This window comes from Pseudomonas sp. CG7, from assembly GCF_023701885.1.
Taxonomy (GTDB): Bacteria; Pseudomonadota; Gammaproteobacteria; order Pseudomonadales; family Pseudomonadaceae; genus Aquipseudomonas; species Aquipseudomonas zanjanensis.
The window spans coordinates 1-10658 of record NZ_JABAEE010000133.1 but is presented as its reverse complement, the minus strand read 5'-3'; the positions used below and the strand labels follow the sequence as shown (position 1 = coordinate 10658).

Annotated in this window: 9 protein-coding genes and 1 pseudogene; 6 read left to right on the top strand and 4 right to left on the bottom strand. The window is 63.4% G+C overall.

The window, feature by feature from the left end:
- Positions 1–95: 95 nt before the first annotated feature.
- The 3 genes from HGO40_RS29435 to HGO40_RS29425 all read right to left on the bottom strand — a co-directional run bounded on the left by HGO40_RS29435 (position 96) and on the right by HGO40_RS29425 (position 2714).
- A complete protein-coding gene (locus tag HGO40_RS29435) occupies positions 96–923 on the bottom strand; it encodes an alpha/beta fold hydrolase (RefSeq protein ID WP_250965910.1) in 828 nt (275 codons plus the stop codon).
- Between the two features lie 272 nt (positions 924–1195).
- Complete coding sequence (queD, locus tag HGO40_RS29430) at positions 1196–1552, bottom strand: 6-carboxytetrahydropterin synthase QueD (RefSeq protein WP_003203918.1); 357 nt, start codon at positions 1550–1552, stop codon at positions 1196–1198.
- An 82-nt stretch (positions 1553–1634) separates the two neighbouring features.
- Positions 1635–2714 (bottom strand): patatin-like phospholipase family protein, encoded by a 1080-nt coding sequence (locus HGO40_RS29425; RefSeq protein ID WP_250965909.1) that lies wholly within the window; start codon positions 2712–2714, stop codon positions 1635–1637.
- A gap of 230 nt (positions 2715–2944) precedes the next feature.
- Here HGO40_RS29425 and HGO40_RS29420 point away from each other — a divergent pair.
- The 6 genes and pseudogenes from HGO40_RS29420 to ctpM all read left to right on the top strand — a co-directional run bounded on the left by HGO40_RS29420 (position 2945) and on the right by ctpM (position 9033).
- Positions 2945–3253 (top strand): annotated as a pseudogene (locus HGO40_RS29420) (PepSY domain-containing protein).
- Complete coding sequence (locus tag HGO40_RS29415) at positions 3253–3564, top strand: PepSY domain-containing protein (RefSeq protein ID WP_250965908.1); 312 nt, start codon at positions 3253–3255, stop codon at positions 3562–3564. Before HGO40_RS29420 ends, HGO40_RS29415 begins: the two are co-directional and overlap by 1 nt.
- Positions 3564–4232: a response regulator transcription factor gene (locus HGO40_RS29410; RefSeq protein ID WP_053123507.1), complete on the top strand. Its 669-nt coding sequence runs from the start codon at positions 3564–3566 to the stop codon at positions 4230–4232. The genes HGO40_RS29415 and HGO40_RS29410 overlap by 1 nt, the downstream gene beginning before the upstream one ends.
- Positions 4229–5542 carry a sensor histidine kinase gene (locus HGO40_RS29405; protein ID WP_250965907.1) on the top strand — a complete coding sequence of 438 codons (1314 nt, stop codon included), beginning with the start codon at positions 4229–4231 and terminating at the stop codon, positions 5540–5542. The genes HGO40_RS29410 and HGO40_RS29405 overlap by 4 nt, the downstream gene beginning before the upstream one ends.
- A gap of 283 nt (positions 5543–5825) precedes the next feature.
- Positions 5826–7142 carry a Na+/H+ antiporter family protein gene (locus HGO40_RS29400; protein ID WP_250965912.1) on the top strand — a complete coding sequence of 439 codons (1317 nt, stop codon included), beginning with the start codon at positions 5826–5828 and terminating at the stop codon, positions 7140–7142.
- Positions 7143–7353: 211 nt separating this feature from the next.
- Positions 7354–9033 (top strand): methyl-accepting chemotaxis protein CtpM, encoded by a 1680-nt coding sequence (gene ctpM / locus HGO40_RS29395; protein WP_250965906.1) that lies wholly within the window; start codon positions 7354–7356, stop codon positions 9031–9033.
- 289 nt (positions 9034–9322) lie between these two features.
- On the opposite strand, the gene trhP is transcribed toward ctpM, so the two are convergent.
- The coding region (gene trhP / locus HGO40_RS29390; protein ID WP_502943354.1) for a prephenate-dependent tRNA uridine(34) hydroxylase TrhP at positions 9323–10658 on the bottom strand (1336 nt) is incomplete at its 5' end.

The following is a 10658-nucleotide window of genomic DNA, read 5'->3' as shown; positions in this document are numbered from 1 at the left end:
CTGATGTGTATAAGAGACACGGTCAGCCACATAACTATCAACTGACACACCGCCATCGCGAGCAAGCTCGCTCCCACAGTGGAATGCCGGGGGCTTCAGGTTGGGGGCAACGCCAGGAACCGCAACCCCGCCGCGACGACGGCTTCCGGCGCGGCTTCCTGGCCCAGATGCCCGGCATTCGGCACCGGGTGCAGTTGCGCCCCTGGAATCAGCCGGTGCAGGGCCCGGCCGCGCTCGATGGGGATCCACTGGTCCTCCTCGCCCCAGAGGATCTGGGTCGGGCAGCGCACGGTCGGGTACAGGCCTTCGACCTCGCGGGTATAGCGCTCGTCCATCTGGGCGATCTGCCGGTAGAACCCCGCCTGGCCCGGTTCGCCAAGCCATGGTTGCACGTAGGGCGCCAGTTCGGCGTCCGGGATGTCCCGTTTGATCGCGCCGCGAATATAGGTCGGCACGATGGCCCGCTGGATGTAGTCGGGCAGGCCGCTGAAGGCCGCTTCGTGCTGGCGGACATGCTGCACGAAGGGCGAACCCCAGGGCGACAACGCCACAGGATCGATCAGGGTCAGGCTGCGATAGTCCTTGCCGTTGAGCAAGTGCGTACGCAGGACTGTGGCGCCGCCGAAGTCATGGGCCACCACGTCGGGGCAATCCAGGCGCCAATGTTCCAGCAATTGTGCGAGCAGATGGTTTTGCACACCGAGGGACACGTCGGCATCGGGCTGTGCGGACTGGCCATACCCCAGCAGGTCGAAGTAATGCACCCGGTGGGTGGCGAAGAACAGCGGGGCGATGCGGGGCCACACGTAGGAAGAGAAGGGCGTGCCGTGGACGAACACCAGCGGCGGGCCGTCGCCGTGGATGGCGTAGCGGATGGGGTGTCCGTTGAAGTCGTAGGTTTGATCCAGCGGCCAGTGGGTCATGCTCGATACTCCCCGGATAATGGCTCAGGGGGTAGAGCATAGGCCAATGCGAGTCAGCAGGGGAGACACCTTTGTGGCGAGGGAGCTTGCTCCCGCTGGGGCGCGAAGCGGCCCTCAAGCCTGAGATTGCGGCGTATCAGGTTGATTGAGGTCGCTGTTTTTGGGACTGCTGCGCAGCCCAGCGGGAGCAAGCTCCCTCGCCACAGAAGCATCCATGCTACAGAAGCTTCTGTGTTCTAGGAGATGTCCAGGCCAGGTAGCTGAGCCGGTTTTTATTCGCCGTGGTAGATGCAACCGCTGGTGCAGGTCTCGTGGATGCGGATGGCGCTGAGTTCCGGCAGCAACGGCTTCAACTCATTCCAGATCCACTTGGCCAAGACTTCGCTGGTGGGGTTTTCCAGGCCAGGAATGTCGTTGAGGTAGTTGTGGTCCAGGCGCTCGTAGAGCGGTTTGAAGATCGCCTTGATCTCCGAGAAGTCACGAATCCAGCCGGTGTGCGGATCGATATCGCCGCTCAGGTGGATCGCCACCTTGAACGAGTGACCGTGAAGACGGCCGCACTTGTGGCCGTCCGGCACGTGGGGCAGGCGGTGGGCGGATTCGAAGGTAAACTCTTTGAAGATTTCCACAGGTTCGGGCTCTTTAGATATCGGTCGCGAGGCAGGCGGCGGAGTTTATCAGTTTGATCACGGCGTTGCGCGACCGTGCTGACTAAAGGGTCAGCAAACGCTCGCCCAAGCCACCGTTGGCCGTCAGCTCCAAAAACTCATCACCGAGCCGCCGGCTCTCATCCATCGCCGTGCGCCAATACTTGCGACGGCTCGGGTCATCGCCCATGAAACGCTTGAAATCGTTACGGTCCGGCAGCTTGCCGTAGGGCAGGCGCGCCAGGTATTCCCGGGATGGAGCCAGCAGCAACACGTCCTGCAGGCGCTCGACGTTGCCCCGGCGCCACGGCAGGCCCTTGTCGAACCAGCCGGGAATGACCCGGTCGGTGAAGTGCGGGTACAGTACGATATCCTCGCCGCTGTACGGCAAGTCCAGGTGATAGTCCAGCAAACCGCCGTCGCGGAAGGTGCCGGCACCGGCACCCGGCAGGTCGCGCACGCCTTCCATGACCATCGGGATCGAGCCCGAAGCCAGCAGGGCCTGGCGCAGGTTGCCGGCCGCAAGGGGCACGAAGCGCGACGGAAAGTCATTCAGCGGATGCAGGGGCGGGGCCAGGCGCGGGTCATGGATGATCAACCGATCGAAATGCCGCGACAACCGCCCACGGCCCCGCAGGTTGTCGGCGATCACCGACGACAATCCCAGGCCCAGCCGGCCGCGCTGATCCTGGGCGAGCAGACCGTGGCTCTTGACGACCATGATGTTGAGCCGGTATCGCGGGTGGTCGAGGATCGAAGTGTCGCGGCCGTCGAGCAAGTCATCGAGCATGCGCTGCGAACTCTGGCTGACCCCGGCCATGGTCACGCCTTTGGCGAAGCTTTGTTCGTTGTACAAAGTGCCCAGGCGTCGGATCCCTTCGGCGGCAGCCGGCAGGCAGGCGCTGGCGAAGCGCCACGCCCCCACCGAGGCCCCGATCAGCGAGCGCTCCCGGGGCGCGGCGGGCAGCCATTCGCCGAACAGCGCAAGATCGAGCCCCTGGATGCCCAGGGCCTTGGGGCCACCGGCGGCGCCCGGCAGGATGCCGACGTCGACGGCGTTCAAGCCGGCCTGGCGAATCCGTCCGAACGCACGGGGGCCGGCCTTGAGGGTGAGGGCGGGAAACTTGATATGGATAGCGGTCATACCGGTCTCGAATACGGGTAGGCGGCTGATTATAACGACACAAAACCCTGTGGGAGCGAGCTTGCTCGCGAAGGCGATGGGTCAGTCTGTAAAGATGTTGGATGTGCTGCCGCTATCGCGAGCAAGCTCGCTCCCACACTGTTGATGTGGGTTCTATGATGGCCATTCAGTTTCAGTTAAGTTCACCCCGATACAGTCCCCCGGCAAAGATTATAAAAAGGAGACAACCCATGAACCGCCTGACTGCCTTTTTCATCGCGATCCTCATGGCCCTTGGTACGAGCCTGGCTCATGCACGAGACCTGGGCGTGGACGAAGCCCGTGAGCTGCAAGACGCTGGTACCATCCTGTCCGTCGAAGAACTCAACGCCGCCGCCCTGGTCAAGCACCCTGGCGCCACCTTCACCGAGACCGAGTTGGAGGAAGCGTACGGCTAGTACATTTACCAGGTGGACCTGCGCGATACGAAGGGCATCGAGTGGGACCTGGAATTGGACGCCACCAACGGCACGGTACTCAAGAATCATCAGGATCTGTAATGAAGCTTAATTTATGCGCCCGCTGCCGATGGGCGCTGGCGTTGCTGGCGTTTTGTTCGCTGGCCGTGGCCCGTGACCTGGACCAGGACGAGGCCCTGCAACTGCGCCAGCAGGGCGTTATCCTGCCGCTGGAGCATCTGTTGCAACAGGCGCTGGACCGCCACCCGGGCGCCAAACTGCTGGAAGCCGAGTTGGAGGAGAAACACGGCGTCTATATTTACGAAGTCGAGCTGCTGGACACCGACGGCGTCGTGCGCGAACTGGACCTGGAGGCCAAGACCGGCCGTTTACTCAAAGATAAGGAAGACTGATGCGCCTGCTTCTGGTGGAAGATCACGTGCCCCTGGCGGACGAATTGATGGCCGGGCTGGCACGGCAAGGGTACGCCGTCGATTGGCTCGCCGACGGTCGCGACGCGGTGTACCAAGGCAGCAGCGAGCCCTACGACTTGATCATTCTCGACCTCGGCCTGCCGGGTGTGCCGGGGCTCGACGTATTGGCCCAGTGGCGCGCTGGCGGCCTGGCGACGCCGGTGTTGATCCTCACCGCCCGTGGGTCCTGGGCCGAGCGCATCGAAGGCCTCAAGGCCGGTGCCGACGACTACCTGACCAAGCCGTTTCATCCTGAAGAACTGCACTTGCGGATCCAGGCACTGTTGCGACGCTCCCATGGCCAAGTCAACCAACCGACGCTCAAGGCCGCCGGGTTGCACCTGGATGAGAGTCGCCAGTGCGTGGTCCGCGACGGCACCGACATCCAGCTCACGGCGGCCGAGTTTCGCCTGTTGCGCTATTTCATGCTGCATCCCGAACAGATCCTTTCCAAAAGCCATCTCGCTGAACACCTGTACGACGGTGAGACCGAGCGCGATTCCAACGTGCTGGAAGTTCATGTCAATCACCTGCGGCGCAAGCTGGGACGCAGCGTGATCGAAACCCGTCGCGGCCAGGGTTACCTGTTCGGCGGGCAGGCGCAGTGAGATCCATCCAGCGGCGCCTGAGCCTGGGCCTGATCGGTGTGATGGTGGTGGTCGGCCTGATCCTGGCGCAAACCAGCCTGTGGCTGTTCGAGCTGGGCTTGCAGCGTTACCTGGAAGCCGGACTGCGCAACGACAGTGAAAACCTGCTGGTGGCCCTGGTGCGCGGCCCGCGGGGCTTGCAACTGGATGAACGGCGCCTGTCGCCGGCCTATCAGCGACCGTTCTCCGGGCATTATTTCCGCATCGATTTTGCCGATGTGCACTGGCGTTCCCGCTCGCTGTGGGACCAGGAGTTGCCCCGGCTCGACCACCCAGGCTTGCACAGCAATCTGCAACTGGGCCCGGAGGGCCAGAAGCTGCTGGTGCTGCGTACCGACTATCGGCGGCTGGGCCAGGCGATTTCCATCAGCGTGGCCCAGGACTATACGCCGGTGCGTGACAGCTTTCGCCGGATGCAACAGGTCGGCCTCGGGCTCGGGTTGGCGGGGCTGTTGCTGATCCTGTTGCTGCAACGCATCACCGTGCGCCGGGCCTTGCGTCCGCTGGACCGGGCTCGGGAGCAGATCGCCCAATTGCAGCGCGGGCAGCGCACGCAACTGGACGAACAGGTGCCACGGGAGCTTGAACCGTTGGTCGCGCAGATCAACCATCTGCTGGCCCACACCGAAGACAGTCTCAAGCGTTCGCGCAACGCCCTGGGCAACCTCGGCCATGCCTTGAAAACCCCATTGGCGGTGCTGCAAAGCCTGGCATCGAACGAGAAGCTTGACCCCTATCCCGAGCTGCGCAAACTGTTGCTCGACCAATTGGAGCAGGTCCGCCAGCGCCTGAACCGCGAGCTCAACCGTGCCCGGCTGTCCGGCGATGCCTTGCCCGGCGCGCACCTGGACTGCGACGCCGAACTGCCAGGGCTGCTGGCCACGCTGAACATGATCCATGGCGAGCACCTGCACCTGAGCTACGTCGCCCCACCGGGCCTGCACCTGCCCTGGGACCGTGAAGACTTGCTGGAACTGCTGGGCAACCTGCTGGACAACGCCTGCAAATGGGCCGATGCCGAGGTGCGCCTGACCCTGCCCGAAACCGCCGACGGGTTCAGCCTGGCGGTGGAGGACGATGGGCCGGGCATTCCCGCGGACCGCCGCGAGCAGGGGTTCAGCCGCGGCACGCGACTGGACGAACAGACCGATGGCCACGGCCTGGGCCTGGGCATCGTGCGGGACATCGTCGACCCCTGGGGCGGGCTGTTGGCGTTGGATGACAGCGAGTGGGGTGGGTTGAAGGTTGTGATCGAGTTGCCTAAGCGTTGAGGTCTGCACAGACCCCCTGTGGCTGCAGGCTCAAGGTATCGGATGAACCCCAATCCCCTGTGGGAGCGAGCTTGCTCGCGATGGCGCCGTGCCAGGCAATGATGCATGGACTGTCAGACCGCCATCGCGAGCAAGCTCGCTCCCACAGAGGGCCGTGGTGGATTCAAACAGGGTAAGTCATTGAAAACCCGCCCCACGGCCCTTGCAGCTTGCCGCTGCTTGCTGCAAAGTCGCGACCTTTTTGTCCGGTGGCTTTCCATCGCTGTGCTTTGAGGTAACGATGATAAATGCAGTAATTGCCGCGGTTGGCGTCATGCTCGTGCTCAGCCTGTCCCGTGTGCATGTGGTGATCGCGCTGATTATCGGCGCGTTGGTGGGCGGCCTGACGGGCGGCCTGGGGATCGAGGCGACGCTCAAGGCGTTCAATGCCGGCCTGGGTGGCGGTGCGACGGTGGCATTGTCCTATGCCTTGCTCGGCGCCTTCGCCGTGGCGATTGCCAAGTCCGGCATGGCTCACGCCCTGGCGGACAAAGCCCTGGCCCTGGTGGATCGCCAGGACGTCGCCGGTGGCTCGGGCGTCAAATGGGTGCTGATCGGTCTGCTGGGCACGGTCGCGGTCGCTTCCCAGAACATCCTGCCGATCCACATCGCTTTCATCCCGCTGCTGGTGCCGCCGCTGCTCTACGTGCTGACCAAGCTGCAGCTGGACCGTCGCTTGATCGCCTGCGTCATGACCTTCGGCCTGATCACCCCCTATATGTTCCTGCCGGTGGGCTTCGGCAACATCTTCCTCAATGAAATCCTGCTGGCTAATGTCGCCCGCAGCGGCGTCGATATCAGTGGCATCAATATCACCCACGCCATGGGCATCCCGGCGCTGGGCATGGTGTTTGGCCTGGCGCTGTCGTTCATCACGTACCGCAAGAAACGCGTCTATGACCTGAAGAAGATCGCCAAGGCCGAGCAAGTGGCCGTGCGCTACAACCTGCTGAGCCTGCTCGTGGCCGGGGTTGCGGTGGCGGCGGCGTTCGCGATCCAGCTGCTGGTGGACTCGATGATCATCGGCGCCCTGGCCGGGTTCCTGATTTTCTCGCTGTCGGGGGTGGTGCGTTGGCGTGAGACGGACGACCTGTTCACCGAAGGCATGAAGATGATGGCGATGATCGGCTTCATCATGATCGCCGCCTCAGGGTTCGCCGAAGTGATGAAGGCTACCGGTGAAGTCCAAAGCCTGGTGGAAACCTCGGCGGCCTGGATCGGCCACAACAAGGGCATCGGCGCGCTGATGATGTTGCTGGTGGGGCTGCTGGTGACCATGGGCATCGGCTCGTCGTTTTCCACGGTGCCGATCCTGGCGACGATTTTCGTGCCGCTGTGCCTGCAGCTGGGCTTCAGCCCGCTGGCAATCGTCTGCATCGTCGGCCCCGCCGGCGCCCTGGGCGATGCCGGCTCGCCTGCCTCGGACTCGACCCTGGGCCCGACCTCCGGCCTGCACATCGACGGCCAGCACCATCACATCTGGGACACCGTGGTCCCGACCTTCATCCACTACAACCTGCCACTGCTGGCGTTTGGTTGGGTGGCGGCGATGGTCCTGTAACTCGGGACCGAGTCGCCTTCATCGCGAGCAAGCTCGCTCTCACAGTGGATCGGTGTGAACACCACCGGGCCCTGTGGGAGCGAGCTTGCTCGCGATAGGGCCCTTAAATTCAATCCTTCCCTTAAGCCCTGTTCACCTTGTCCTACAGTTTTGCCGTGCGCTGCCGTTAATACAGCTAACCACGCCAATAACACCAACAAGAGTGAACAGCATGCGCCTGAGCCTGAAGGCTAAAGTCCTGTCCCTTGCGATACTGCCGGTATTGCTGTCCGCCGTGATCATCAGCCTGACCACGGCTTTCATCTTGAAGGAACAAGCGGGTAAAGAAGTCCAGCAAACCCGCGAGCGCTTGCTCAGCGAGGCCAAGGCCACGCTGCAGAACTACGTGGCGGTGGGCCTGACCGCGATCAAGCCGCTCTACGATGCCGCCGCGCCGGGTGATAACGAGGCGCGAGCCCAGGCTATCAAGCTGCTGTCCAATATCAGCTACGGCAAGGACGGCTATTTCTTCGGCTACGACTCCGAGACCATTCGTCTGTTCAAGGCCAACAGCCCCGATGGCGTGGGCAAGAGCTTCAAGGACAACCGCGACCCGAACGGTGTCTACGTCAACCGTGACCTGGTGAAAGTCGCCAAGGACGGCACGCATTACCTGGAATACAGCTCGCCGCTGCCCGGCAGCAAGGACCTGGTGCCCAAGCTCGGCTACACCGAATACCTGCCCAAGTGGGACCTGGCGGTCGGTAGTTCAGTCAACCTGGACGGCATCGAAGCCCAGGTGGCGCTGGTGGAAGCCAAGGTCCACGATCGCCTGCAAGGCGTGGTACTGAGCATTGTCGGGATCGCCGCCGTGGTGTTGCTGGTGCTTGCGGTGGTGGGCCTGGTGCTCGCCAACACGATCCTGCGCCCCCTGCACCTGATGAAAGACAACCTCGATGACATCGCGGCGGGCGAGGGTGACCTGACCCGGCGCCTGGCGATTACCAGCCAGGATGAACTGGGCCAGTTGGCCGGTTCGTTCAACCGCTTCGTCGACAAGATCCACGGCCTGGGGCGACAGATCACCGACATGACCTCGCAACTGACCGGCCTGGTGACCCAAGTCTCCGAGCAGGCCCAGCGCTCCGAACAGGCGATGGAGCGTCAACGCCACGAAACCGATCAGGTCGCCACGGCGATCAACGAGATGTCCTCGGCGGCCCAGGAAGTCGCTCGCAGTGCCCAGGGCGCTGCCGTCGCGGCCCAGCAGACCGACGAAGAAGGCCAATCGGCCAAGCGCGTGGTGGCAGGCAGCATCCAACAGATTCATGCGCTGGTGAACGATATCCGCAGCAGCGGCGTGTCCTTGGACAGCCTGCAGCAAGACGTGGCTTCGATTGTCAGTGTGCTCGGGGTGATTCGTTCGATCGCCGAGCAGACCAACCTGCTGGCCCTCAACGCCGCCATCGAGGCCGCGCGTGCCGGCGAGGCGGGGCGTGGGTTCGCGGTGGTGGCCGATGAAGTGCGGGCCCTGGCCAGCCGGACCCAGCAAAGTACCCAGGAAATCCAGGGCATGATCGACCGGCTGCAATCGGGCACCCACGCGGCAGTGGAAGCGATGCGTCGTTCCAGCGAGGCCGGCGATGGCACCTCGGAACGGGCCAACGAGGCGGGCGCCTCCCTGGACACCATGGCGCAGCTGATCGGCACCATCAACTCGATGAACGCCCAGATCGCCAGCGCCGCCGAAGAACAGACCGCCGTGGCCGAAGAAATCAACCGCAGCGTGCATCAGATCGCCGTGGCCGTGGACAGCGTCGCCGACGAAACCCAACTCGGCGCCCAGACGTCCCGCAGCCTGGCCGACCTGGGCCAGCGCCTGGGTCAACTGGTGGGGCAGTTCCGGATCTGACCCGGAGCAGCAGGAGCTGCCGAAGGCTGCGATCTTTCGCTCTCGATCCAGATGTTTTCGCCTGGGCTACCAGGCCCTATCGGAAGCGGAGGATCGCAGCCTTCGGCAGTTTCTGCCGGGCAAGTCGTTCCGCTAATTCAAGTCATACACCATTGTGGCGAGGGAGCTTGCTCCCGCTGGGCCGCGCAGCGGCCCCATTCAACAGGCAGCTCAGTGGTCCTGCTTACCTGGGGTTATAGGGGCTGCTGCGCAGCCCAGCGGGAGCAAGCTCCCTCGCCACGAATCGATCTCATGTGGGCACCGATCTGACATCCCGCATCAACAACCCAAACCGCAAATCCACCGCATCCGGGATCGGCACGTACACCACATGCCCGTCCCCCGGTGCCACATCGATGGCCTGGCCCTTGATGTCCTGCAATTGATGCAGGTCGAAGTGGAAGTTGCCCTTGGGGGTCATCAGTTCCATGTGATCACCCAGGCCAAAACGGTTCTTCACCCGCACTTCGGCCAGGCGTGCGCGCCGTGCGCCGGTCAGTTCGCCGACGAACTGCTGACGCTCCGACACTGAGCTGCCGTTCTGGTAATTCTGGTACTCGTCATGCACGTGGCGTCTCAGGAAGCCTTCGGTGTAGCCACGCTGGGCCAGGGACTCCAGGTCGGTCATCAGGCCGCGATCGAATTCCCGGCCGGCCACCGCATCATCGATGGCCCGGCGATACACCTGGGTGGTGCGCGCGCAATAGAAGTGCGACTTGGTGCGGCCTTCGATCTTCAAGGAATGCACGCCCATGCGCGCCAGGCGCTCGACGTGTTGCACGGCCCGCAGGTCCTTGGCGTTCATGATGTAGGTGCCGTGCTCATCCTCGAAGGCCGGCATGGACTCGTCCGGGCGATTGGCTTCCTGGAGTAGAAACACCTGGTCGGTGGGCGCGCCGAGGCCCAGGGTCGGTTCGGGCTGATAGCTCTGCACAATGTCGCCCACGGCATTTTCCACCGCCGGCTGCGCCGAGTATTTCCAGCGGCAGGCGTTGGTGCAGCTGCCCTGGTTGGCATCGCGCTTGTTCATATAACCGGACAGCAGGCAGCGCCCCGAATAGGCCATGCACAGCGCCCCATGGACGAACACTTCCAGCTCCATGGCCGGGACTTGCTCGCGAATCTCGGCGATTTCTTCCAGGGACAGTTCCCGGGACAAGATGATCCGACACAGACCTAGCTGCTGCCAGAACTCAACGCTCGCCCAGTTCACCGTGTTGGCTTGCACCGATAGGTGAATTGGCATCTGCGGAAAATGCCGGCGAACCAGCATGATCAACCCCGGGTCTGACATGATCAGCGCGTCCGGTGCCATGGCAATCACCGGTTCGAGGTCTTTGAGAAAGGTCCGCAGCATGGCGTTGTGCGGGGCAATGTGCACCACCACGTAGAAGCGCTTGCCCATGGCCTGGGCCTCGGCGATGCCCAAGGCCAGGGTCCCGTGGGCGAATTCGTTGTTGCGCACCCGCAGGCTGTAGCGCGGCTGGCCGGCGGACACCGCGTCGGCACCGTAGGCGAAGGCATAACGCATGTTTTTCAGGGTGCCGGCGGGCGCCAGCAGTTCGGGGGCGGCGAGGGTCATGGTG

Excerpts from the sequence above, each read along its gene's own strand:
- HGO40_RS29415 (WP_250965908.1), top strand. The coding sequence starts at position 3,253 with ATGAAGCTTAATTTATGCGCCCGCTGCCGATGGGCGCTGGCGTTGCTG.
- HGO40_RS29425 (WP_250965909.1), bottom strand. The coding sequence starts at position 2,714 with ATGACCGCTATCCATATCAAGTTTCCCGCCCTCACCCTCAAGGCCGGC.
- HGO40_RS29410 (WP_053123507.1), top strand. The coding sequence starts at position 3,564 with ATGCGCCTGCTTCTGGTGGAAGATCACGTGCCCCTGGCGGACGAATTG.
- HGO40_RS29435 (WP_250965910.1), bottom strand. The coding sequence starts at position 923 with ATGACCCACTGGCCGCTGGATCAAACCTACGACTTCAACGGACACCCC.
- ctpM (WP_250965906.1), top strand. The coding sequence starts at position 7,354 with ATGCGCCTGAGCCTGAAGGCTAAAGTCCTGTCCCTTGCGATACTGCCG.